The organism is Kribbella sp. NPDC056345 (genome assembly GCF_042262745.1).
In the GTDB taxonomy this organism is placed as follows: domain Bacteria; phylum Actinomycetota; class Actinomycetes; order Propionibacteriales; family Kribbellaceae; genus Kribbella.
This window is the reverse complement of record NZ_JBHJQQ010000020.1, coordinates 1-22,705: the sequence shown is the minus strand read 5'-3', so window position 1 is coordinate 22,705 and position 22,705 is coordinate 1. Positions and strand designations below refer to the sequence as shown.

At 67.2% G+C, this 22,705-nt stretch carries 21 protein-coding genes; 14 read left to right on the top strand and 7 right to left on the bottom strand.

What is annotated here, in order from left to right; all coding sequences use genetic code 11:
* The first annotated feature begins 61 nt into the window (after positions 1-61).
* Genes ACFCV3_RS39350 through ACFCV3_RS39335 form a run of 4 tightly spaced genes read left to right on the top strand, consistent with a single transcriptional unit; the run spans position 62 to position 4,828 of the window.
* Positions 62-1,045 (top strand): ornithine cyclodeaminase family protein, encoded by a 984-nt coding sequence (locus ACFCV3_RS39350; RefSeq protein ID WP_376039670.1) that lies wholly within the window; start codon positions 62-64, stop codon positions 1,043-1,045.
* Positions 1,042-2,391 carry an alanine racemase gene (locus ACFCV3_RS39345; RefSeq protein WP_376039669.1) on the top strand — a complete coding sequence of 450 codons (1,350 nt, stop codon included), beginning with the start codon at positions 1,042-1,044 and terminating at the stop codon, positions 2,389-2,391. Before ACFCV3_RS39350 ends, ACFCV3_RS39345 begins: the two co-directional genes overlap by 4 nt.
* A complete protein-coding gene (locus tag ACFCV3_RS39340) occupies positions 2,388-3,446 on the top strand; it encodes a PLP-dependent cysteine synthase family protein (protein ID WP_376039666.1) in 1,059 nt (352 codons plus the stop codon). Before ACFCV3_RS39345 ends, ACFCV3_RS39340 begins: the two co-directional genes overlap by 4 nt.
* Positions 3,443-4,828: an MATE family efflux transporter gene (locus tag ACFCV3_RS39335; RefSeq protein ID WP_376039663.1), complete on the top strand. Its 1,386-nt coding sequence runs from the start codon at positions 3,443-3,445 to the stop codon at positions 4,826-4,828. The genes ACFCV3_RS39340 and ACFCV3_RS39335 overlap by 4 nt, the downstream gene beginning before the upstream one ends.
* On the opposite strand, the gene ACFCV3_RS39330 is transcribed toward ACFCV3_RS39335, so the two are convergent.
* The 5 genes from ACFCV3_RS39330 to ACFCV3_RS39310 are packed head-to-tail and all read right to left on the bottom strand — an operon-like array spanning position 4,813 to position 9,469.
* Positions 4,813-5,580, bottom strand: coding sequence for a class I SAM-dependent methyltransferase (locus ACFCV3_RS39330; RefSeq protein ID WP_376039661.1), 768 nt, complete (start codon positions 5,578-5,580; stop codon positions 4,813-4,815). The genes ACFCV3_RS39335 and ACFCV3_RS39330 overlap by 16 nt on opposite strands.
* Positions 5,577-6,347, bottom strand: coding sequence for an ABC transporter ATP-binding protein (locus tag ACFCV3_RS39325; protein ID WP_376039658.1), 771 nt, complete (start codon positions 6,345-6,347; stop codon positions 5,577-5,579). Before ACFCV3_RS39325 ends, ACFCV3_RS39330 begins: the two co-directional genes overlap by 4 nt.
* A 5-nt stretch (positions 6,348-6,352) precedes the next feature.
* Positions 6,353-7,321 carry an ABC transporter substrate-binding protein gene (locus tag ACFCV3_RS39320; protein ID WP_376039655.1) on the bottom strand — a complete coding sequence of 323 codons (969 nt, stop codon included), beginning with the start codon at positions 7,319-7,321 and terminating at the stop codon, positions 6,353-6,355.
* A gap of 12 nt (positions 7,322-7,333) precedes the next feature.
* Entirely contained in the window at positions 7,334-8,407 is a 1,074-nt protein-coding gene (locus ACFCV3_RS39315) for a FecCD family ABC transporter permease (RefSeq protein ID WP_376039651.1), read from the bottom strand.
* A 60-nt stretch (positions 8,408-8,467) separates the two neighbouring features.
* Positions 8,468-9,469, bottom strand: a complete 1,002-nt coding sequence (locus ACFCV3_RS39310; protein WP_376039648.1) for an SDR family oxidoreductase — start codon at positions 9,467-9,469, stop codon at positions 8,468-8,470.
* 61 nt (positions 9,470-9,530) lie between these two features.
* Here ACFCV3_RS39310 and ACFCV3_RS39305 point away from each other — a divergent pair, with 61 nt between their 5' ends.
* Positions 9,531-11,204 (top strand): alpha-amylase family protein, encoded by a 1,674-nt coding sequence (locus tag ACFCV3_RS39305; protein WP_376039645.1) that lies wholly within the window; start codon positions 9,531-9,533, stop codon positions 11,202-11,204.
* Here the strand turns inward: ACFCV3_RS39305 and ACFCV3_RS39300 are convergent.
* Positions 11,166-11,684: a DUF6328 family protein gene (locus ACFCV3_RS39300; RefSeq protein WP_376039643.1), complete on the bottom strand. Its 519-nt coding sequence runs from the start codon at positions 11,682-11,684 to the stop codon at positions 11,166-11,168. The two genes, ACFCV3_RS39305 and ACFCV3_RS39300, sit on opposite strands and share 39 nt — an antisense overlap.
* Positions 11,685-11,783: 99 nt before the next feature.
* On the opposite strand from ACFCV3_RS39300, the gene ACFCV3_RS39295 reads away from it, so the two are divergent.
* From ACFCV3_RS39295 to ACFCV3_RS39270, 6 genes are all read left to right on the top strand, one after another.
* Entirely contained in the window at positions 11,784-13,178 is a 1,395-nt protein-coding gene (locus tag ACFCV3_RS39295; protein ID WP_376039641.1) for an FAD-dependent oxidoreductase, read from the top strand.
* A 29-nt stretch (positions 13,179-13,207) separates the two neighbouring features.
* Positions 13,208-14,563: a GABA permease gene (gene gabP / locus ACFCV3_RS39290; protein ID WP_376039639.1), complete on the top strand. Its 1,356-nt coding sequence runs from the start codon at positions 13,208-13,210 to the stop codon at positions 14,561-14,563.
* 11 nt (positions 14,564-14,574) lie between these two features.
* Positions 14,575-14,916, top strand: a complete 342-nt coding sequence (locus ACFCV3_RS39285) for a hypothetical protein (protein ID WP_376039636.1) — start codon at positions 14,575-14,577, stop codon at positions 14,914-14,916.
* Positions 14,917-14,977: 61 nt separating this feature from the next.
* Positions 14,978-15,625, top strand: a complete 648-nt coding sequence (locus ACFCV3_RS39280) for a DsbA family protein (RefSeq protein ID WP_376039635.1) — start codon at positions 14,978-14,980, stop codon at positions 15,623-15,625.
* Positions 15,609-16,166 (top strand): vitamin K epoxide reductase family protein, encoded by a 558-nt coding sequence (locus ACFCV3_RS39275; RefSeq protein WP_376039633.1) that lies wholly within the window; start codon positions 15,609-15,611, stop codon positions 16,164-16,166. Before ACFCV3_RS39280 ends, ACFCV3_RS39275 begins: the two co-directional genes overlap by 17 nt.
* A gap of 164 nt (positions 16,167-16,330) precedes the next feature.
* A complete protein-coding gene (locus ACFCV3_RS39270; protein WP_376039630.1) occupies positions 16,331-18,259 on the top strand; it encodes a glycosyl hydrolase family 8 in 1,929 nt (642 codons plus the stop codon).
* Positions 18,260-18,271: 12 nt separating this feature from the next.
* Here the strand turns inward: ACFCV3_RS39270 and ACFCV3_RS39265 are convergent, their stop codons facing one another.
* A complete protein-coding gene (locus ACFCV3_RS39265; protein ID WP_376039627.1) occupies positions 18,272-19,072 on the bottom strand; it encodes a glycoside hydrolase family protein in 801 nt (266 codons plus the stop codon).
* A gap of 181 nt (positions 19,073-19,253) precedes the next feature.
* On the opposite strand from ACFCV3_RS39265, the gene ACFCV3_RS39260 reads away from it, so the two are divergent.
* From ACFCV3_RS39260 to ACFCV3_RS39250, 3 genes are read left to right on the top strand one after another with little or no spacing between them, the layout of a single operon-like run.
* Positions 19,254-20,198, top strand: coding sequence for a glycoside hydrolase family 6 protein (locus ACFCV3_RS39260; RefSeq protein ID WP_376039626.1), 945 nt, complete (start codon positions 19,254-19,256; stop codon positions 20,196-20,198).
* A gap of 53 nt (positions 20,199-20,251) precedes the next feature.
* The gene (locus ACFCV3_RS39255; protein ID WP_376039624.1) at positions 20,252-20,473 is read left to right on the top strand and encodes a hypothetical protein; all 222 of its coding nucleotides are present in this window, start codon (positions 20,252-20,254) and stop codon (positions 20,471-20,473) included.
* Positions 20,473-22,176, top strand: coding sequence for a hypothetical protein (locus ACFCV3_RS39250; protein WP_376039622.1), 1,704 nt, complete (start codon positions 20,473-20,475; stop codon positions 22,174-22,176). The genes ACFCV3_RS39255 and ACFCV3_RS39250 overlap by 1 nt, the downstream gene beginning before the upstream one ends.
* Positions 22,177-22,705 lie beyond the last annotated feature (529 nt).

Below are 22,705 nucleotides of genomic sequence, written 5' to 3'. Positions count from 1 at the left end.
GTGGTGGTGAGGGGGCTCACATGGGGTTGATAATGACATCCATTTTCAATAAGTTGCTGTCATGAATCCCCGCCCCCGATTGCATGTGCTCAGCCGGACCGATCTGCACAACCTCGAACTCTCGCCCGCCGAAGCGATCACGCTGGTCGAGGACGGTTATCTGGCCTACGCCGCCGGCCGTTCACGCAACCCGGCCAAGCTGATGGTGCCGCTGCCCGACCCCGAGCGTGACGCCGTCACGTACTCGATGCTCGGGTACGACGGATCGCTCGAACAGGCCGCCTTCAAGACGAGCTACCGACAGGGCAGCACCTCCGCCGAGAAGTACTACACGACCATCACGCTGTACGACGACACCACCGGACTGCCGTTCGCCCTGATGGACTGTCAGCGCGTCGGAGCGACCCGGACACCGGCTACCACCGCCCTGATCGCTCGGTCCTGCGCTCGGCCGGGTGCGCGAACGGCGCTCATGGTCGGCACTGGCGTGCAGGGGATCCGGACCCTGCCCTACCTGCTGACCGCGCTGCCGGAGTTGGAGAAGTTGCAGCTGTTCGGCACTCACCCCGATGGGCTCCGGGACAGCGTCGCGGCGGTGGCCGAACGGTTCCCTGACCGTGAGGTCGAACTGATCGACGACGTCGAAGCCGCCGCCCGTGAAGCTGACATCGTCGTGGCTGCATCTGGCCGGGCAGCACACCCGAAGATCCAGCTGGGTTGGTTGCCGAAGGGTGGGTTGCTGGTTTCGGTTGCCAGCAAGGGCGTTCAGGAAGGCACGCTCGCCGAGGCCGACTACACCGTGGCCACCAGTGCCGCGCAGGTCGAGGTCACCGGTCAGCGGATGGCCGGTCCGGACGGTGTCTTCCGGATCGACGCCGAGCTCCCCGACATCCTCGCCGGGCGCGCGCCAGGTCGCCGTACCGACGACGACCGTGTGTTTGCGTTCAGCAGCGGCATGATCATCACCGACATCCCGGTAGCCCACACGCTGGCCGCGCGGGCGATCGCTGCGGGTCGCGGCCAAGAGGTTGCCCTGTGGTCATGACGGAGACTCTGTCCCCGCCGCTTCCCGCAATCGAACGACCCTGGGCTCTCGCTGTACGTACCTCACGGACCATCTGGGAGATCGCGCACGCGATCGGTGGCGGGCCGTTCCACGTCGTCCATCCGGCTACGTTCGCGGAGAACCTCGAGCGGATGACCGCTGCACTCGCTGCCGAAGGAGCGGCCGGCACCGTCTACTACGGAAAGAAGGCCAACAAGGCCTCGGCCTGGCTGCGCGAGTGCGCTCGGCTGGGCAGTGGTGTCGACGTCGCGAGTGTCCCCGAACTGGTCCATGCCCTAGGCAACGGAGTACGCGGTGAAGCGATTGGGGTGACCGGTGCTGCGAAACCGGACGGCCTGCTCTGGCTTGCGTTGCGGCACCACTGCCTGATCGCTGTCGACGCAGCCGACGAGCTGGAACGCGTGCTGCAGCTGGCGAGCGAGCTCGGCGAGCCGGCTGAGATCTTGCTGCGGGTCCGACCGCCGGCCGCTCCCGACAGTAGGTTCGGGTTCGCGCCCGAGGCACTCAAGGCAGCGGTACGGCGATGCGCCGAGCCCGGGGCGCCCGTCGTACTGCACGGGTTCTCGTTTCACCTGGATGGGTATGACCCGGTACCGCGAGCCGAACTCGCCGCGCAGCTGGTCGGGCATTGCCGGGATGCACGGGCTTTGGGGCATTCCGCGACGAAGATCAGCATCGGTGGCGGGATTGCGGTGTCCTATGTGGAGGCCGAGGACTGGGCGCGGTTCGAAGCCGGCCGGTCTGACGAGTGGTTCCATGCCGGACGCAATCCGGCTCGGACCTATCCGTACCACCAGTCGCCGATCGGCGCGGACATGGTCACCGCAATCCTGCGGCACGAGATCGACGGACGCCCGTTGGCAGATCGCCTGCGGGCTGACGGGATCGAGCTGCTGCTGGAACCCGGCCGCGCACTGGTCGACGGCGCCGGATTCACCGTCTTCCCGGTGCTGGGTTGCAAGGACGGCGACGAGCACCTGATCACCACCGTCGCCGGGCTGTCGATGAGTCTGTCCGAACAGTGGAAGGGCAGCGAGTTCCTGCCCGATCCGATCCTGATCCGCCGGACCGATCGCGCCGGCGACCCCGTGCGCACCACCGTCGGCGGCTCCAGCTGTATGGAGTACGACGTGCTGACGTGGCGCACGATCCAGTTGCCGGCCCGGCCGGTTCCGGGGGATCTGCTGCTGTACCCCAACACCGCTGGCTACCAGATGGACAAGAACGAAAGCGGATTCCACCAGCTGCCGCTGCCGCCCAAGGTGGTGGTCGACGGAGACCGTTGGCAGGTCGACACCGACTACCCGATCCAGGAGATCCGATGACCGTCGTCCAGCGTGTGTCCGAACTGATCGGGAACACGCCGTTGCTCGAGCTCGCGCGGACCGGGACCGGAACCCGTCTGTTGCTCAAGCTCGACCACCTCAACCCCACCGGATCGTGCAAGGTGCGGATGGCCCAGCGGATGGTCGACGACGCCGAACGGGACGGCCTGCTCCGGCCCGGCGGCCATATCGTCGAGCCCACCTCCGGCAACACCGGCTGCGGTCTCGCGCTGGTCGCTCTGGAACGCGGGTACCGCTTCACTGCCGTGGTCGACCGGCACGCCGCCCGAGAGAAGCTCCGGATGCTGACCGCGCTGGGAGCGGAGCTGGTGCTCGTCGACATCCCACCTGGTGGTGGTGTCGGCTCGGTGCTGCGCAGGCGGGTTGCTGCTGAGATCGCTGCGGCCACCGGAGCTTTCCATCCAGATCAACACAACAACCCCGGGAACGGCGCCGGCTACACAGATCTCGCGGTGGAGCTGCGCCGGCAGCTCGGTGCGGTGGATGTCCTGGTCGCGGCGATCGGGACCGGCGGGTCGTTGTGCGGCACGGTCCGGGCGCTCCGCGCGGCCGGTTCGCGGACCCGCTCGGTCGCGGTCGAACCGATCGGATCGATCATCTTCGGCGGTGCTCCCGGCGTCTACCACCAGACCGGGGCGGGCAGTCCCGAAGGATTTCCGATCGGCGCGAACGTCGACCGTACGGTCATCGACGAAGCCCACCGCGTCTCCGATGCCGATGCTTTCGCCGGTGCTCGGGTTGTGGCGCGCCGGACCGGTGCGCTGGTCGGCGGTACCACTGGTGGTGCCATTCACGTAGCGCTCAGAGGGCTGCTCGGTCATCCGGCTGGAAGCACGGTGGTCGTGCTGTCCAACGACACCGGCGAGAAGTACTTGGACTCGGTGTTCGACGACGGCTGGCTGCGCGAACGCGACGTGCTCGACGAGCTTGCGCACCGCCGGGTCGAGCGGTGGTTCACGACGTACGAAGCGTCGGTGCGGGTGGCAACCCGGGACAGGTGGGCAATGCGCACGCCCGTGGCGGTGGGCGTGTGAGCACGCTGGAGAAGGTCCGTACGACGGACGGCTACCGCACGCTCGTCGCCCTGGCCGCTCCGATCGCGGGTATCCAGCTGGCCCAGGTCGCGCTCACCAGCGTCGACTTGGCCATGCTGGGCCTGCTCGGTGTCTCCGCGGTGGCGGCGGGTGGGCTGGCGATCCTGCTCTACAACCAGATTCGGACGATGTGCGTCGGCATGGTCACCGGCGTCGGCAACCTGGTGGCGACCGCAGCCGGCGCGGGCGAACGCCGTACCGGCACAGGCGAACCGGATGAGCAGGTGCGGCAGGAGATTCGGACGCTGCTGCGGTCTGCGCTGCTGGTGGCGACGCTGACCGCGGCGGTCGGGGCGGGCGTTCTGTGCGGTCTCGCACAGGCGCTGCCGCTGCTGGGACAGCGTCCGGAGATCGTGACGCTCGCCCGGGCCATGATGTTCGCCCTGGCGGGCGGCCTGTTCCCGATGATCTGGCTGAACGTACTGCGCCAGTTCGCGGTCGGACTGCGGCGGCCCGGTTCCCTGCTGGCGGTGACCCTGGTGTCGATCGCAGTGAACGCCGTACTGAATCTGGTCTTCATCCACGGCTGGCTGGGGATGCCGGAGCTGGGAGTCGCCGGAGTCGGTTTGTCGACGACCGTGGTGCAGTTCTTCACGCTGGCGGTGTTTGCCACCGCTGTACGGCGGGATGCGGTCCTGCGGCCGATGGTCTCGCTCGCGGCGTGGCGCGCCGATCCCGCTGTCGTCCGGCACATCGTCCGGCACGGGACGCCGATCTGTTTCACGTACGGTTCCGAGGCTGCGATCACCTCGATCGCGACGGTGTTGATGGGCCTGTTCGGTCCCGTCATGCTCGCCGCCTCGAACCTGGCGAACCAGCTGGCCTACATCGTGTATCAGGTCAACATCGGGCTCTCACAGGGCTCATCCATTCTGGTCAGCCGTGCGGTCGCCCGCGACGAGCCGGACCGGGCCAGGACGATCGCACGCCAGGCGTTCACCGTGTCGTGGACGTTCATGGCCGTGGTGAGCCTGATCTACGTCGTGGTCCCGCAGGTCGTGCTGTCGCCGTTCCTGTCGAGTGAGGCCGACGCGGCCGTGCTGGCCACCGCGTCGACCTTGTTGTTCTTCGCCGTCGCGCAGCAGTACAGCAAGGGGACCCAGAACATCCTGGTCGGGCTGCTGCGCGGTCTCGGCGACACCAAGTCGGGGCTGCGGTCGACACTCGTCGGCTACTGGCTCGTCGGCGTACCGGCGATGGTTCTTTGCGCCTACGGGTTCGGCTGGGATGGCTGGGGAGTCTGGGCGGGCCTGTGCTGCGGCTTCGCAGCCACCGCGGTCCTGCTCGGTCGCCGCTTCCGCAACGCTCAGCGCACGGCGTAGACGACGTGGTCGTCCAAGTGGCGCCAGACGGTACCGACTTCGCGGAAACCCGCGCTCCGTAAGGCTTCCTGGTGGAAACCGAGGGTGACCTTCGGAGGCGGTGTGTGCAGGCTGGCGCCCCACCGACGACCCCGCAGTTCGGCAGCGTCGGCGTACTCCGGGACGGACTCGGCGGCCTTCCACCAGTCGTCCCAGGTGTCGGTACCGGCCTCGAAGGCGGCCTGCTGGACGGCCTGGTCGTCCTCGGCCGTGATCCTGTGCAGCGTGGGTTCGCTGTGCTCGTCGTATGCCAGGTTGTCGCCGTTCAGGACGATGCCACCGGGCCGGACGAGTTCACCGAGTCGCCAGTAGACGGCGGTCAGGATCTCCGGCTGCAACCAGTGCAGGGCCGTCGAGCTGACGACTGCGTCGAACGGCTCGGCGGCGATCACCGGGTGCTGATGCCAGTCCGGATCATCGAGATCGACGTCGACGACCTCGACCTCCGGCCGGTCCCGGGTCAGGTCGTTGCCGATAGCAAGGAGGACGGGATCCTTGTCCGCGATCACCAGCCGGGCTTGGGGGAGCTGCTCGATCACTGCGAGGCCGAGCGAGCCAAAACCGCCCGCGAGATCGAGCACGCGGGGCGATGCCGTGTCGGCGCAGATGCGGGCGACCACCCGTGCGATGGTCGCGAAGCGTTCGGCGCGATGCCGGACGTAGGCGGTCTGCTGGGCATCCCAGCGCTGGGCGAGTTCCTGCGGAGTCGTCATAGCTGACCTTCCGGGGTTGGTGGCAGAGTGAACGCGAAGTGCGCGACGTCGTCCGGGCCACGCAGGAGATGGGTCCGCACCTGGTAAACCGGATCAAGGGTCGACGGGACCAGGACGTCCTGCGGTGAGCCGCCGGCGACGACCCGGCCGTGGTCCAGGACGACGACCTGATCACACGACCGGGTGGCGAACTCCAGGTCGTGCAGTACGACGACCGCGGTCGGAGCGATCCGCCGTACCAGCTCGAAGATCTCCAGGCGATGCCGCGGGTCGAGGTGGTTGGTGGGTTCGTCGAGCAGGACGTGATCGGCACGCTGCACCAGCGCGCGGGCGATCGCGACCCGCTGGAGCTCGCCGCCGGACAGGATGGCCAGCCGGGCGGTCACGCGATCCTCCATCTCCACGACCGCGAGCGCCTCGGCCACTGCCTCGTCGACCTCGCGGCCGCCGCCGGCCAATGGACCGCGGCGCGCGAGCGCACCCAGGGCGACCTCGTCGGCGACCGTCAGCGACGGGTCGGGCTGCAGCCGCTGCCCGACGTACGCGACCCGCTGCGCCATCCAACGTCGCGAACGCCGGTGGATGTCGGTGCCGTCGATCTCGACCCGGCCGGCGGTCGGTGTCAGTACGCCGTTCAGGCTGCGGAGCAACGTGGTTTTGCCGCTGCCGTTGGGACCGACGATCGCGGTCGTCGAGCCGGTCGGGATGGTGACGTCGATCTCGCCGAGCAACTGCTTCGGTCCGGCGTGGACCGCCAGTCCGGTCACGCGAATCATTCGAGGCCGGTCAGCAGGCGAGTCAGCTGTTCCGGTGCCCGGGTGGTCAGCGCCGAGGGCGGGTCGGTGTAGGGGAACGGCAGGGTGATCACGCGCTTCTCGCGCACCGCGGCGAGCCCGGCCACGCCGGTTGCCGAGGTGAAGGCCTTCAGCGTCTCCTGGGGTTTGTCGCCGGAGTAGAGCAGGACGATCGTCTGTGGGTTGCGGGACACGAGGTCTTCGCTGCTGACGTCGAAGACCCGCTTGTCCACGTCGGCGTACACGTTGCTGAGACCGACCGACTCGAAGATCGGCGTGACCATGCTCGGGCCGCCGTACGGCGAAAGCACCTTGCCGCCGGACGAGACGTAGATCGCGGCCGCGGTGCCGCGCGCCGGCGGCTTCAAGCCCGTGATCTTCCCGGTGGCTGCCTTGATGGTCTGCTCGGCCTGGGTCTCCGTGCCGAGCATGCGGCCGTAGGTCCGCAGCTCGTCCCAGACCCGGTCGAAGGTCGCCCGCCCGGCGAGCTTCGCGCCACGGGTGCCGCAGTACGCGGCCGGAATGTAGACCGGGACACCGGCCGCCTCGAGTGCAGGCCTGTCCACCGTGACGTCGGCAGCGATCACCAGATCGGGCTCGGTCGCGAGGATCGACTCCTGCGAGACGACCGATCCGCCGGTGGCGTTCTTCTCCGCGACGGTGGTCCCGAGCTTCTCGAAGAACTGGTACGTCGACTGCTCGTACAGCCCGGGGTCGAGCCGGGAGGTGGCACCGACCACGCGATCCACGGCACCGAGCGCCTCCAGGTTCGCCACCGGATCGTTGTCGACGACAAAGATCCGGCGGGCCGGGGCCTTCAGCTGCAGATCCTGGCCGCAGCTCTGCACGGTGATGGGTGATCCGGACGGCTCAGCGCCGCTCGAGGGCGTGCTGGAGCAACCGGCCACTAGCGCTAGGCCGACGAGCAGAAGTCCGGGTTTCAGCATGAGACAGCTTTCTTAGGAGGTCGGTGCCGCGATGGCGCGGCGGAGCAGCAGGACCAGAACCGGTGCGCCCAGGATTCCGGTCACGACACCGACCGGGATCTCCTGTGGTGCCACCGCGGTGCGGGCGATCGTGTCGGCGGCGAGCAGCAGCCCGCCGCCGAGCAATGCACTGACCGGCAGTACGGCGCGATGCCGGCCACCGACCAGTCGACGAGCCAGGTGCGGGACGACCAGTCCGACGAAGCCGATGCCGCCGACACCCGCGACGATCACACCGACCATGGCCGACGTACCGATCAGGACGAGGAACCTGGCGCGTTCCGGGTTCAGCCCGGCCGCACGTGTGGAGTCGTCGCCGGAGGCAAGAGCGTCGAGGATCGGCGCCACCGCGATCAGGGCGCCGATTCCGATCAGGGTCGCGATGGCCGCCGTACTGAGGACGGCGGGTTGCACCGCGCTCAGTGAGCCGAGCAGCCAGAACATGACTGATCGCGCGGCTTCGGGGGAGTCGGACCAGAAGATGAGGAAGTTCGTGACGGCAGTCAGCATGTAGCCGACGGCGAGCCCGGCCAGAATCAACCGGAACGGCCCGCGCTGACCGGCCAGACCGCCCAACGTCACCACCAGTGCGACGGCGCAGACCGCGCCGGCCAGGGCCGCTCCGGCCAGCACCATCGCGCCACCTGCGCCGGCCACCAGTGCGACGAAGGCGACACCGGTTGAGGCGCCGGCGTTGACGCCGAGCAGGTACGGATCGGCCAGCCCGTTCCGGGCCACGGCCTGCAGTACGGCTCCCGCAACCGACAGGCAGGCGCCCGCGAGGGTAGCCATCAGCACCCGCGGAAGCCGGGTCCCCCAAACGATCTGTGCCGTGCTTCCGGTGCTGGGGCGCCCGAACAGCTTGTTCCCAACGATCTCCAGTACGTCGGCCGGCGGAATCCGCACCGGCCCGATCCCCAGCGCGACCGCCATCCCGACGGCCAGCGCCACCAGCAATCCGAAGATCCAGACCCGCGCACGCCGCCGGACTGCTCGCACTGCCAGCACCGCGGGTGGCAGGAGCACCCCGCGGCGCTTATTGAACATAGTTATCGTTTCTATCAAGCCCGGACGGGCCGCGGCAATGTCTGCCTGGTCACATGAGGGCTAGGTCCTACGGGCCGCGCGGAGGAGCAGTACGCCGGCGGCGGTCAGGGCGGTGGCGGTGGCGGCCGCGAGGGCGTTGCGGTGGCGGGAGGTCCAGAACTCGTAGCTGCGGGTGGTGGCCCGGTCGTCGAAGGCGCCGTGGGAGCCGAAGTCGCGGTCGGTGTCGGCGGGATGCCAGAGGTTCTCGGCGTCCGGCTTGCTGAGCCGGTCGGTCTGCTGGGACTTGTAGCCGGTGCGCCCCAGGTAGTGGTCGAGGAGGCCGGGCACGAACTTGTTGGCGATCAGCGTGGCCATCGTCGGGCCACCGATCCAGTACTCGCGGCGCTGGGGATGATCGGCGGCGAACAGTACGGCGTCCGCTGCGACCTCCGGCTGGAAGATCGGCGGCACGGGCTGCGGGTGATGGGGGAGCCGGGACAGCACCCAGGAGAACTGTGGGGTGTTGACGGCCGGCATCTGCACCATGGTGACGTGCACATTCGCCTTGTCGTGCAGGAGTTCCGACCGCAGTGAGTCGTGGAAGCCCTGGATCGCGTGCTTGGCTCCGCAGTACGCCGATTGCAGCGGGATCCCGCGATAGGCCAGCGCCGAACCGACCTGGACGATCGTCCCGCGGTCCCGCGGTTTCATCCGGTCGAGCGCGGCCCGGGTGCCGTAGACGTAACCGAGGTAGGACACCTCGGTCGCCCGTTTGAACTCTCGCGGCTCGATCTCGGTGAACGGCGCGAAGATCGTCGCGAACGCGACATTGACCCAGACATCGATCGGCCCCAGTTCGTCCTCGACCCGGGCCGCGGCCGCCTCGACCTCGTCGTACTCGGCGACATCCACCGGGATCGCCAGCGCCGTACCCCCGGCGGCCTCGACATCACGCGCCGCGGCGCGCAAACCTTCCTCGCCGCGCGCCAGCAGCGCCACCTTCGCACCGCGCCGGGCAAACGCGATCGCACTCGCGCGGCCGATTCCCGCACTGGCACCTGTCACCACCACAACCTGGGTCATGGTCGACCAGTACCCAGGCCCATCGGGTGTACGCCGGGCGCGGCCAGGGCACGGGGAGTCCATGCGACTGACGGAAACGGCTGATGTGTGGTGGAAGAACGCGGTGATCTACTGCCTCGATGTCGAGACGTTCTTCGACACCGACGGTGACGGCTCGGGTGATCTGCGCGGTGTCGGTCAGCGGATCGACCACCTGGCGGATCTGGGCGTGACGTGCCTGTGGCTGATGCCGTTCTACCCGACGCCGGATCGCGACGACGGGTACGACATCACCGACTTCTACGGCGTCGATCCGCGCCTGGGTACGCACGGCGATCTGGTCGAGCTCATCACGCTCGCCCGCGACCGCGGGATCCGGGTGATCGTGGATCTGGTCGTCAACCACACCTCGGACCAGCACCCATGGTTCCGAAGTGCGCGCGCGTCGCGGGAGTCGCCGTACCGGGGCTGGTACGTCTGGCAGGACGAAGCGCCGGCGAACCAGCACGAGGGCATCGTGTTCCCCGATCAGGAGACGAGCCTGTGGGAGTACGACGAGGAGGCGGGTCAGTACTACCTGCACCAGTTCTACAAGCACCAGCCGGATCTCAACATTGCGAAGGCCGAGGTGCGGGAGGAGATCCAGCGCGTGATCGGCTTCTGGGCAGAGCTCGGGATCTCCGGCTTCCGGGTGGACGCCGTACCGTTCCTGCTGGACACCACCGGTGCCGTCGACGCGGGCAACCTGCCGGATCCGCACGACTACCTGCGCGATCTGCGCGCCTTCCTGGACCGGCGGCATCCGCAGTCGATGCTGCTCGGCGAGGTCAATCTGAAGTATCCCGACGTACGGCGCTTCTTCGGTGACGAGGACGGCGACGAACTCACGATGTGTTTCGACTTCATCGGGATGCAGCGGCTGTATCTCTCGCTGGCACGCAACGACCCGGCCGAGCTGGTGCAGGCCCTGCGGCAACGTCCGCCTGCTGCGGAACAGGGGCAGTGGGGCACCTTTGTGCGCAACCATGACGAGTTGACGCTGGACAAGCTGTCCGACGCCGAGCGGCAGGAGGTGTTCGACGCCTTCGGTCCCGACAAGGACATGCAGCTCTATGGCCGCGGCCTGCGCCGGCGGCTGCCGCCGATGCTCGGCAACGACCAGGCCCGCTTGAAGATGGTCTACAGCCTGCTGTTCTCCCTGCCCGGCACGCCGGTGCTCTTCTATGGCGAAGAGATCGGCATGGGCGAGAACCTGGCCATCGAGGGCCGCGCGGCGGTTCGCTCCCCGATGCAGTGGACGGACGGCCCGAACGGTGGCTTCTCCACGGCTGCCCCGCCACACCTCGCGGCTGCCGTCACCCAGGGAGAGTTCGGCCCGGAGCACGTCAATGTCGCTGCGCAACGCCGTGACCCGGACTCTTTGCTGAACTGGATCAAGCTGCTCGTACGGCGTTATCGGGAGTGCCCGGAGTTGTCCTGGGGTAACTGCACGATCCTCGACCACGACGCACCGACCGTGTTCGCACATCGCTCCGAACACGAGGACGGTGCCATCGTCACCGCGCACAACTTCAGCCCGGAAGCCACTCGGGTCACCCTCCAGGTGGCCGACTCGGGCGCCGAGCTCCGCGCGGTCGACCTGCTCCGCGACGGCAGCACGGAGGTCACATCTAGCGGAGAGCTGTCGTTGGAGCTCGAACCGTACGACGCCCGCTGGCTACGTCTCGTCCGGCCGGGTGACCGCTACCTCATCTGAATCCGAGTTGCTGCGGACCAGGAGCGGGATCAGCCACCAGAAGACCACGAACCAGATCAGGATGCCGCCCACGATGCCGAGGGCAACCGGGCGGGAGAGGACGACGTCGAGGGCGAGCAGTACGCCGCCTGCCATGGCGACGACCAGGAACGCGAGCCCGCACTGGGTGAGCCGATCGGTGATCGTGACGAGACGGTCCCGGAGGCCCTGGCGGTGGACGATGCGGTGGAACGAGACCGGGGCGAGGAAGAGCGCGACCGCCAGAGCCGAGGCGATCAGGGTGGCGGCGTACACATGGTGGGTGAACTGGTCGGCCGCCTGGAACTGGCTCTGGAACCCGATGCTGAGCAGGAAGGCGAACAGGATCTGGGTTCCGGTCTGCGCGAGGCGCAGTTCCTGGAGCAGCTCGTTCCAATGCCGGTCGAGGCGCTCGCCGGAGTCCTCGTCGTCGCGGGTGTAGTTGGCGGATTCGCGGTTCATGACGGCTCAGGTACCCGTCGTTCGAAGCAACCAAGCACTGCCCTCAGATTGGGTTGAAAGGGCAGGACACCCGCCGGAGCAGCAGCTGAGCATGGTGTGATGACCGATTCGTCGATCGAGACCTTCAACCGGCTGGTCCGGACCGACTTACCAGCCCGTACGCCGAAGTTGTTCGGAACTGCCTGTGTGCTCGGCGGAAGCATCGCCGGGCTGCTGGCTGCCCGCGTCCTGGCCGATCACGCGAGCGAGGTCGTGATCGTCGAACGTGATGAGCCCGAGACGACCGGGCGGCCGCGGGCCGGCGTACCGCAGGATCGGCACGGGCATGCCCTGCTGCCGGGTGGGCTGAAGCAGCTCGAACGCTGGCTGCCGGGAGTGGTCGACGAGGTCCAGGCACTGGGCGGTCATCTGGCCCCGATCGACCAGCAGGGCGTCTACTACGACGGTCGGCCGCGAGCCCAGGGCGGCGATGCCAAGCTGCTGCTGGGCAGCCGTCCCTTCCTCGAGGCGCGGATCCGCAACCGCGTGCTCGCGCTGCCCAACGTGTCCACGGTCACCGGTCTCGCGACCGGCCTCGTCTACACCGACGACGGCCGGGTCGGGGGCGTGCAGGTCGGGAGCGAGTCGGTGGCCGCCGACTTCGTGGTGGATGCGATGGGGCGAGCGTCCAGGCTGTCGTCCTGGCTCGAGCAGGCGGGCTATCAACGGCCGGTTCTGGAGCGGATGCCGACCGGTATCCATTACGTGACAGGACTTTTCGAGCGGACCAAGAGCGCGGGAAGTCTCGAGGAGGCCTGCGTACTCGACCTGATCTCGCCGCGGACGATGCCGTTCGACCTCACCGTCGCGAGCGTCAACGTGATCGAGGACGACCAGTGGCTGGTGATGTTCATGTCGTACGAGGAGCAGCCCGCCGCGCGTTCGCTCGACGCCTTCCGCTCGGTCTGCGACGGCCTGCCCCCGATCTTCCGGCAGGCGACGAGCGGCGAGCCGACCCGCGGCCTCGAGACCTACCACCAGGCCGACAGCAGACGCCGGGACTTCGCCGGCCTCACTGATTTCCCGGCCGGTCTGGTCGCCGTCGGTGACGCCGTCGCCTCCTTCAACCCGATCTACGGGCAAGGGATCAGCTCGGCCGCACTCCACGCCTCCTGCCTGTCCGAGTACCTGACCACCGACCCCGACCTCAGCAGCCCCGCCACCGACTTCTTCGCCCTCCAGCAGGTCATCACCGACGCAGCCTGGACCCTGTCCGCAGGCGCCGATGCGGCCCGCCACGACGCCATCACGGGCACCAAAGCCTCCGCCGAGGTCGAGCAGCAGCGGTGGGCGATGAACCAGATCATCCAGGCCACCCTCACCGATCCCGCCGTCACCGAGGTTTTTGCCGCCGTCACCTTCATGGACGCCCACCCGGGGATCCTCGCCGACCCGGCCTTCCTCGACCGGGCACTGGCCGCCAACCGGACCGATCTGGCGGCGCGGTTAGGGTAGTTGCCTGACTACTCTCCGGGAGGAGCTGGATGGCGGGCAACGAGCTGTCGGCAGGGCTGAAGAGCCGGCACGTCACGATGGTCAGCATCGCGGGGGTGATCGGTGCGGGGCTGTTCGTCGGTTCCGGTACGGCGATCACCCAGGCGGGGCCGGGCGTGCTGATCGCTTATGCGTTCGCCGGGGCGCTCGTCGTACTGGTGATGCGGATGCTCGGGGAGATGGCGGCCGCCAACCCTGATACGGGGTCGTTCTCGACGTACGCCGATCGCGCGATCGGGCCGTGGGCCGGGTTCACGGTGGGGTGGTTGTACTGGTGGTTCTGGGTGCTGGTGATTCCGGTCGAGGCGACGGCCGCGGCAACGATCCTGGAGAGCTGGACGGGCGCGCCGCAGTGGGTGTGGGCGCTGGCGGTGACGCTGGTGCTCACCGTGACGAACCTGTTCAGCGTGGCGAACTACGGGGAGTTCGAGTTCTGGTTCGCGTTGCTGAAGGTGATCGCGATCGTCGGTTTCATCGTGGTCGGGGTGCTCGCGGTGCTGGGCTTCTTCGGCGACACCCGGAGTGGCGTTTCGCATCTGTGGGACACCGGCGGCTTCCTGCCGAACGGGTTCGGCGCGGTCGTGGCCGCCGTACTGGTGACCATGTTCAGCTTCATGGGGACCGAGATCGTGACGATCGCGGCGGCCGAGTCGGACCACCCGGACGAGAAGATCGGCCAGGCCACCCGGTCGGTGATCTGGCGGATCGGCATCTTCTACCTGGCCTCGATCCTGCTGGTGGTCGTGATCGTGCCGTGGAACGAGCCGCGGCTGGCGACGGACGGTTCGTACCAGGTCGCGCTGGAGGCGCTCGGCGTTCCGGGCGCCAAGGTGATCGTGGATCTCGTCGTACTGGTCGCGGTGGCGAGCTGCCTGAACTCGGCCCTCTACACGGCGTCGCGGATGATCTACTCGCTCGGCAAGCGCGGCCAGGCACCCGCGATCGTCACGCAGACCACGCACCGGGGTGTGCCACGGGTCGCCGTCCTCGCCTCGACCGCCGTCGGCTTCCTGGCGGTCATCTGCAACTACCTGTTCCCCGACGACGTCTTCGGCGTACTGCTCGCCACCTCGGGAGCCGTTGCCCTGCTGGTGTATCTCGTCATCGCGGTCTCGCAACTCCGGTTGCGCGCCAAACTCGACGACTCCGGTACGCCGATGCCGGTGCGGATGTGGTTCTACCCGTACCTGACGTGGGCGGTGATCGTGGTGATTCCCGCGATGCTCCTCTACATGGCGACTCAGCCGGGCCAGCGGCTCAACATCGCCGCCACCGCGGTGATCGCGGTCGCCGTCCTCATCGTCGCCGTACTGTCGACCAGACGCACGCGTGTGCCGGTTGGCTAGGCTGTCGGATGATGAACAGGCCGCTGCGTTTCCTCATGGTTCTTGGGGCGCTGCTCGGCGTGTTCGTTCTGCACTCGTTCACGGCGGAGACCGTGGCGAGCCAGTCGACGCTGACCACCGCGATGACGGTGTCGCCGAAGACGGCGGACCCGGTCGGTCACGACCACCCGGCTCCGTGCGCGGCCATCCTGGCGGGTTCGCTGTTGCTGTTGTCGGCGTGGCTGGTGTTACGTCGGCGGCAGCGTTTCGGTGACCTGCTGCGTGCGCTTGTGCGTGGTGGTGTGGTGCCGCTCCTGGTCCCTGCTCACTGGACCACCCCTCGCCTGACACAACTCTGTGTACTTCGGACCTGATCTGCGCTGACGCAGTGCGCTCAGCCCATTCCCCGGATCAGATCAAGCGAGGTTGCAGTAGATGAAGCTATCCACCCCTGCCCGAATCTCCATCGGTATCGTGGCCGCCTTCGCGGTCGCGGTCGGCGTACTGCTGGCGGTGAACTCCGGCGGTTCCGAAGCCCAGCCCAACGTCACGAACGAGCGGCTGGTCCGCCCGGACAGCCACAAACTCGGCCCGGCGGCCGACGGCAAAGCGACCTTTGTCGAGTTCCTGGACTTCGAATGCGAGTCGTGCCGCGCGGCCTACCCGGCCGTCGAGCAGCTCCGCAAGGATTACGCCGGCAAGGTCACCTTTGTGGTGCGGTACTTCCCGATCCCGTCGCACTTCAACGCCGAACGGGCTGCGCGCGCCGTCGAGGCGGCGGCCGGGCAGGGCAAGTTCGAGCAGATGTACCAGAAGATGTACGAGACCCAGTCGGAATGGGGCGAGCAGCAGGTCCCGGCCGACGAGCGCTTCCGGGGTTATGCGAAGGACCTCGGGCTCGACCTGGCGGCGTACGACAAGGCCTATCAGGACCCGGCGACGCTCGAGCGGATCAAGAAGGACGTCGCCGACGGCGAGGCGCTCGGTGTCACCGGTACGCCGACCTTCTTCCTGAACGGGCAGAAGCTCCAGCCGCAGTCCGCGCAGGACCTGGTTGCGAGTATCGATGCCGCCCTCAAGTAGCCCCTTCCCGCGGCTGTTGCCGTGGCTGCTGCTGATCGGCGGGGCGATCGGGCTGCTGGCGGCCGGCGTACTGACGGTGGAGAAGATCGCGCTGCTGCGCGATCCCACCTACGTACCGTCCTGCAGCATCAACCCGGTGCTGTCCTGCGGCTCGGTGATGACCAAACCGCAGGCCGAGGTCTTCGGATTCCCCAATCCGCTCCTCGGCATCGCCGGCTTCGCGGTCGTCACCACCGTCGGCGCCGCACTCCTCGCGGGTGCGGCGTTCCGCCGCTGGTTCTGGATCGGGCTGCAGATCGGCACCACCCTCGGCGCGGTCTTCGTGCACTGGCTGATCTTCCAGAGCCTCTACCGCATCCAGGCCCTGTGCCCCTACTGCATGGCCGTCTGGGCCGTGACGATCCCGATCTTCTGGTACGTCACCCTCCACAACCTGAACCGCTTCACCCGCTATCACCCGGTTCCACTGGCAATCTGGGCCGTCACAGTCCTCACCCTCATCACCGAACAGTTCTGGCCCTACTGGAAAACCCTGCTGTAATTTCACAGGCAGCGGCCGACAACTAATGGCCGGGTGCGAAACAAGCGATTGATCCGGGTCCGACATCTTGCGTTTCGTCGGGGAGGGCTCTACTTTGCGGACAACAGTTAGGAAACTTTCCTAACTGTTGCAGCTTCCTTTTCACCGCCCGGAGGACACCGCTGATGTCTTATCTACTACGTGGGCTGACCGCTGCCGCGGTTGTCGCCTCTGCTTTGTTCGTGCCAAACGCCCTGTCCGCCTCGGCCGCCGAGACCCTGCTCTCGCAGGGAAAGCCCGCGACCGCATCGTCGATCGAGGGGAGCGGTTTCGAGGCGGCCAAGGCCGTGGACGGCAACTCGTCCACCCGGTGGGCCAGCGCCGAAGGACATGATCCCGAGTGGATCCGGGTCGACCTGGGGAGCACCGCGAGCATCACGCGGGTCAAGCTGAACTGGGAGGCGGCGTACGGGAAGTCGTACAAGATCCAGACCTCGGCCGACGGTTCGACGGGGTGGACCGACGTCTTCTCGACCACGACCGGGAACGGCGCGATCGACGACCTGACGGTGTCGGGCAGCGGCCGGTACGTTCGCGTCCACGGCACCGCGCGCGGGACGACGTACGGGTACTCGCTGTTCGATCTCGAGGTCTACGGCACGACCGGCAGCGACCCGGGCGACACCACCCCGCCGAGTACGCCGACCGGTCTCGCGGCGACGGGGACCACGTCGAGCAGTGTGTCGCTGGCGTGGAACGCGTCGACGGACAACGTCGGTGTGACCGGGTACGTCGTGTACCGCAACGGCACCGAGGTCACCACCAGTGCCGGTACCACCTTCACCGACACCGGCCGTACGGCGTCGACCAGCTACACGTACACCGTCAAGGCACGTGATGCCGCCGGCAACTTGTCTGCCGCGAGCAACGCCATCACGGCCACCACTCAAGCCGGTGGCAGCGGACCTGCTGTTCCGTTCGGCAGCCACCGGTTCCCGTACGCCGCCGGAATCCTCAAGCCGACGGGGAGCCAGGCCACCCTCGACCAGAAGGTGATCGACTACTACCAGCGCTGGAAGGCCGCCTTCGTCAAGCAGAACTGCGGCAACGGCTGGTACCAGATCATCTCGCCGGACGCCGATCACCCGTACGTCGCCGAGGCTCAGGGGTACGGGATGGTCATCACCGCGACGATGGCCGGTGCCGACCCGGCGGCCAAGACGATCTTCGACGGACTGGTCAAGTACATGCTGGCCCACCCGTCGGTGATCAACCCCGATCTGCTGGCCGCCGAGCAGAACACGTCCTGTCAGAGCGTCAACGGCTCCGACAGCGCGACGGACGGCGACATGGACGTTGCCTACGGCCTCCTGCTCGCCGACAAGCAGTGGGGCAGCTCCGGTACCTACAACTACAAGCAGCTCGCGATCCGGCACATCAACGCGATCAAGGCGAGCGAGCTGAACCCGAGTACCAACATGCTGACCTTCGGCGACTGGAGCAGCGCCGGCGGCGAGCACTGGAACATGTCCCGTACGTCGGACTGGATGGCCGACCACTTCCGTGCCTTCCGGACGGCCACCGGGGACTCGGCCTGGGACACGATCCGGGCCAAGCACCAGAGCGTGACCACCTCTTTGCAGAACAACTACGCGGCCAGCACCGGCCTGCTGCCCGACTTCGTCATCAACACCAACTCCAGCCCGCGGCCGGCCACCGGCAAGGTTCTGGAGGACCCGAAGGACGGACAGTTCTGGTGGAACGCCTGCCGTGACCCGTGGCGGATCGGCGCCGACGCGGTGACCAGCGGCGACAGCGCCTCCCTCACCTCCGCCCGCAAGCTCAACAGCTGGATCAAGTCGAAGACCGGCGGCAATGCGAACAACATCGCTACCGGTTACCAGTTGAACGGCACCGCGATCCAGTCCGGCAGCGACGCCGCCTTCTTCGCACCGTTCACCATCCCGGCCATGACGGACTCCGGCAGCCAGGCCTGGCTGGACGCGCTGTGGAACAAGATGCTCGTGACCCCGGTCGACACCAGCAGCTACTACGCCGCCAGCATCCAGCTCCAGGTCATGATCACCGCGACCCACAACCACTGGGTGCCCTGATCCCGACGGCGATCAGCCCTGGGCAGTTCGGTAGGCAGTACCGGAGGCGTTCGGGGTAGCGCCGTTGTACAAGCCGGTGGGGAAGACCTGAGTCGAGAGCGTGAACCACGCGAAGCGCTCGACGAAGCTCTTCCCCGCCAGCATCGCGGTCGACCTCTTGATGAAGTCGACCTGCTGGGCCTCGCTCGGGAAGCGCGCCGTACCGGTCGACCAGTCGACCAGCGCATACTCGGTCACCCAGACCGGCTTGTTGTAGCGGGCTCGAACCGCGTTCACGTAGTTCTCAAGATGTCCGGTGGCCGCGGTGGAGAAGTCCGAGCCGTACCAGTGGATGGGAATGAAGTCGACGCGGTAGCCGCGCTGGGCCGCGCCGGCCATGAAGCGGTCCAGCCAGCCGCCTGGTACGTCGCCGCCGTACGCGACTGCCGGTGCGCCGAGCCGCATCCCGGTCGCCTGAAGCTGCGGCCACAGATTCAGCGCCTCGTCGACGGACATGTTGGCCTGGCCGGCCATGTCAGGTTCGTTGAAGCCGAGCAGCGTGCTGCCGTTGGCCTTTGCGTCGTTGAGGGCGGCGGAGTTGACCGAGCCGCGTCCCCAGATCATCGGGACGAACTCGACTCCGGCCGGCTTCGCAACACCCTGGGGATTTGTGGCCCAGGAGTAGAACCAGCTCGCGCCGACAGCGCTCAAGGCCTGCGAGGCACCGGAGACATTGTTGGTGCTGACGCCCTTCTTGCTCGTCGCGGCCTGCGACGGAGCGGCGAGCGTGAACGACAGCAGGACAGGCAGAAACAACAGGACGAGTTTTCGCATCGGTAGAACTCCGATCGAATACCGGGGGCGGTTCCCTCCAGCTTGGCAGACACCCTGCGGCGACCGGTGGTAGCGCTTCCAAGAAGTCTGGGGAGTTGTTGGCTGTTGTCGAGCACTAGAAGCGGTTTTACGCTGGGAGCGCTTCCAGAAGTGCTTCCCTTCGCTCAGAGAGGGCTCCGGAATGTTCGTTCTCAAGTCCCTGGTGGCTGCGGTCGCCGCAGCAGTGGTTCTGTTGCCGTCGGTACCTGCTCGCGCGGCAAGTCCGATCAGTCTGACCAGTGGTTTCTACGTCAACCCCGACTCGTTACCCGCCGCCTGGGCACGCAACAACTCAGGTGATCCCCGGGCCGTGCGGATCCAGAGCTCGATCGGGTCGAAGCCGATCGCCCGCTGGTTCGGCAACGACGCCAACATCGGCACCACCGTCGCGAACTACACCGGAGCAGCCGATGGCCAGGACAAACTGCCGGTCCTGGTCGCCTACAACATCCCCGGCCGCGACATCTGCGCCGGGCACTCCGGCGGCGGCGCCGGCAGCGTGAGTGCGTACCGGACCTGGATCTCGAGCTTCGCGGCCGGGATCGGCACCAAACCCGCCGTGGTGATCATCGAACCGGATGCGCTCAACGGCCTGGACTGCATGACCCAGGCCCAGCGCGACGAACGCCTCGGCATGCTCCTCTACGCCACCCAGATGCTGCAGCAGAAGGCACCGAACACCTACGCCTACCTCGACGCAGGCAACGCCGGCTGGACCGCGGCCTCGACCATCGCCTACCGGCTGGGACAGGCTGGTATCGGCAACATCCGCGGGTTCGCCGTCAACGTCTCGAACTTCTACTGGACGAGTGAGTCGATCACCTACGCGAACTCGGTGAACAGCTACCTCGGTACGGCGAAACCGTTCGTGATCGACACCAGCCGCAACGGCAAGGGCCACGGCGACGGCTGGTGCAACCCAGCCGGCCGCAAACTCGGTGTGACCGCACAGACCGGCGGCGGCGCCGAGCTGCTCCTGTGGGTGAAGACCCCCGGTGTCTCGGACGGCCCCTGCGGAACCGCACCCACGACCCCGGCCGGCCAGTTCAACCCCGACCTCGCCACCCGCCTGATCGACGGCACCTGACCCGATCACGGCCCCTTCCGACCCTAGACTCCGCGCATGCGGAAGGGGCTGTGATGCAGTACGCGAACGAACAGGACCGGTACGACGCCATCCGGGCGAGCACGCTGGCCAAGCTGCAATCGCGGCGCGCCGACCTCGCCGTACTGGAGGGTGAAGCCCTGGTCCGCAAGCTGACCGAGGAGGCACTGGCCGAGTACTACACCGACCAGATCGCCGCGAACTACGCCTGGGACTACGTCGAACGCGAGGTCCGCCGGGCACTCGACGAGGCGTAATGCAGGACGCGGGGGAGCAGGACGCGGCCGTCGCGAGGATCCTCGCGCAGCATCGGACGCCCGCGGAACGGCTGGCGGCACTCGAGCGCAGCCACGCGCCGGAGCTCGCATACGGACTCCATCCCGGGAGCGACGAGGCGGCCGAGATCGCCGGTGCGGCGAGCTACCTCCAGGTGATGAAACGCAACTGGCGCGCTGAGCTGGCCGGCCGGGACGCGGGCAACCCGCCGCAACGAGCGGGGTGGGAGGCCTTCCAGCGTGAGATGGACGCCTTCGTTCCCGAGGTCGAGCGCGCGCAGCCGGTGTGGTTCCTGCAGGCTGACGGCTATCAGGTCACCGGCACGAACCAGGACGAGCTCAACGCGATCGCCGCCGCTCGGGAGCGCCCGCCGCGCGACGACCCGCAGCAGCAGCTCGGCATCACCTACCAGCGCGACACCATGTACGCGATGCTGCCCGACGGAGCGATCTCCCGGCATACCGGCACCTTCGACTCCGGTACGACGGCCGACGCCGCTGCAGGCTGGATCGATCACGTGGTCCGGGTACAGGCAGAGGCCGACGAGCTCCGACTGCGGGTGACCGGGGTCGTCGACGATGGCGCGGGCAACCTGACGATGCGCGGGACGGTGCTCGAGGGGCCGGTTGGCAATCGCGGGCTGTCCGTCGGGGCGACGGTCGAACTCCAGAAGAACGAGTCGACCGGTTCGCTGACGATCGATGGGCAGGACGCGGGTGCGTGGAGCGCGTCGTTCGAGACCTTCGGCTACCACCAGGGACGGACCCGGGTGAACGAAGGGGCCGGTATGCATGTGCCTGGCGCTGGTACTCCCGAGGCTCGGAACCGTGGGCCGCGGCTGGCGGTCGACGATGTCTTGTTCGAGCGGATCCGCGACCTCTATACGAACGTGGAGGATCCGGAGCGTGGTTACGCCCGGACCCTCGGACCGACCAGGACCCGCCTGAACTTCAACGAAGCAGGGTGGGACGTGAACATACCGCCGTACCGGCGGCTCGGTGGCGACGCGATGTTCACGGAGGCCGCGCATCCGGAGCCCGCGCCGTACGACGCCAACCTGCCCGTGCCTGGCACGGTCGATGTCAACGACCCCAACTGGTACTACGACGTCACGAATGCGATGCCGGACCGGTTCGTCGGCGGCCGATCGAGCAGCTCGACGCTCTATATGACGGCGGCGACGATGCTCGTGCACGAAGACCGGCTCGCACTCGACGAGGCCCAGGACCTGATGGCCTTCGCCGTCGCGGACATGGTGGTCAGTGGGGAGCACAGCATGCCGGAGTGCATGACCCCTGTCGTGCTGGCCGCGAGCAGTTCGCAGCCATGGCAGGAGACTCCGCTCAACATCTCGAAGGCGACCCCATCGCTGACCGCTTGGATGCACCTCGTCAGCCCCGAGACCAGGAACGAGATGCGCACCGAGGCGCGAGCGGCCCTGCAACAGGTCCTCGAGAACCCAGCACCCGATCCGAAGGTGGTCAAAGGCCTCACCATGGTGGTGAAGGCAACGAACGACCATGAGCGCAATACCAGCGAACTGACCCAGGCCATGACTGCCGGCCTCAACCCGACTCCCGCGGCGGTTCAACGCGTCACGGTCGCTGCAAACCCACGGTTCAACGCGCCGGCCGCCGTACCGCGATCGGTAGGGGACCCCGATTTGCATCGTCGCGGTGAATGACAGTAATGTTCTTCTTGTTGGGAGCGAGTGCAGGACGCGGAAGCGGCCGGACCTCCTGACCATCCTCTAAGGCTTTCGTGGCCGGATCGTGTCTTCGGACTCGGGTCGGTCGCTGAAACACGGGGTGACTGGGACGAAAGTGGCCGATTTGACCGGCTGCGAACGAAACAGTAATGTTTGGTGGGTTGCCCCGGAGCTGAAAACGAGAGTTTGCAGCGCGGTGTGCGTCCGATTCTTGAGAACTCAACAGCGTGCCGAAAGTCAATGCCGAAATTTAGCATTAACCCCGTACACAGGCATTAGGCGATCCTCCTAGCCCCTGGTCTTCGACTTGTGGGTGCGGGTTTTGTTTTGTCTGTGTTCGGATTCCTTTGAATGTAATTTCTGGATTCAGTCAGTTTGATTGTCTCTGATGTTCAAAGGGTCAGTTCAAAGTTGTTGACTCTCTAGCTTCGGCTAGGTTGTCTATATTTTTCAACGGAGAGTTTGATCCTGGCTCAGGACGAACGCTGGCGGCGTGCTTAACACA

Bases quoted from the DNA above. Each gene is read 5' to 3' on its own strand.
- ACFCV3_RS39350 (WP_376039670.1), top strand. From the start codon at position 62: ATGAATCCCCGCCCCCGATTGCATGTGCTCAGCCGGACCGATCTGCAC.
- ACFCV3_RS39345 (WP_376039669.1), top strand. From the start codon at position 1,042: ATGACGGAGACTCTGTCCCCGCCGCTTCCCGCAATCGAACGACCCTGG.
- ACFCV3_RS39340 (WP_376039666.1), top strand. From the start codon at position 2,388: ATGACCGTCGTCCAGCGTGTGTCCGAACTGATCGGGAACACGCCGTTG.
- ACFCV3_RS39330 (WP_376039661.1), bottom strand. From the start codon at position 5,580: ATGACGACTCCGCAGGAACTCGCCCAGCGCTGGGATGCCCAGCAGACC.
- ACFCV3_RS39320 (WP_376039655.1), bottom strand. From the start codon at position 7,321: ATGCTGAAACCCGGACTTCTGCTCGTCGGCCTAGCGCTAGTGGCCGGT.
- ACFCV3_RS39315 (WP_376039651.1), bottom strand. From the start codon at position 8,407: ATGTTCAATAAGCGCCGCGGGGTGCTCCTGCCACCCGCGGTGCTGGCA.
- ACFCV3_RS39310 (WP_376039648.1), bottom strand. From the start codon at position 9,469: ATGACCCAGGTTGTGGTGGTGACAGGTGCCAGTGCGGGAATCGGCCGC.
- ACFCV3_RS39305 (WP_376039645.1), top strand. From the start codon at position 9,531: ATGCGACTGACGGAAACGGCTGATGTGTGGTGGAAGAACGCGGTGATC.
- ACFCV3_RS39300 (WP_376039643.1), bottom strand. From the start codon at position 11,684: ATGAACCGCGAATCCGCCAACTACACCCGCGACGACGAGGACTCCGGC.
- ACFCV3_RS39295 (WP_376039641.1), top strand. From the start codon at position 11,784: ATGACCGATTCGTCGATCGAGACCTTCAACCGGCTGGTCCGGACCGAC.
- gabP (WP_376039639.1), top strand. From the start codon at position 13,208: ATGGCGGGCAACGAGCTGTCGGCAGGGCTGAAGAGCCGGCACGTCACG.
- ACFCV3_RS39285 (WP_376039636.1), top strand. From the start codon at position 14,575: ATGAACAGGCCGCTGCGTTTCCTCATGGTTCTTGGGGCGCTGCTCGGC.
- ACFCV3_RS39280 (WP_376039635.1), top strand. From the start codon at position 14,978: ATGAAGCTATCCACCCCTGCCCGAATCTCCATCGGTATCGTGGCCGCC.
- ACFCV3_RS39275 (WP_376039633.1), top strand. From the start codon at position 15,609: ATGCCGCCCTCAAGTAGCCCCTTCCCGCGGCTGTTGCCGTGGCTGCTG.
- ACFCV3_RS39270 (WP_376039630.1), top strand. From the start codon at position 16,331: ATGTCTTATCTACTACGTGGGCTGACCGCTGCCGCGGTTGTCGCCTCT.
- ACFCV3_RS39265 (WP_376039627.1), bottom strand. From the start codon at position 19,072: ATGCGAAAACTCGTCCTGTTGTTTCTGCCTGTCCTGCTGTCGTTCACG.
- ACFCV3_RS39260 (WP_376039626.1), top strand. From the start codon at position 19,254: ATGTTCGTTCTCAAGTCCCTGGTGGCTGCGGTCGCCGCAGCAGTGGTT.
- ACFCV3_RS39255 (WP_376039624.1), top strand. From the start codon at position 20,252: ATGCAGTACGCGAACGAACAGGACCGGTACGACGCCATCCGGGCGAGC.
- ACFCV3_RS39250 (WP_376039622.1), top strand. From the start codon at position 20,473: ATGCAGGACGCGGGGGAGCAGGACGCGGCCGTCGCGAGGATCCTCGCG.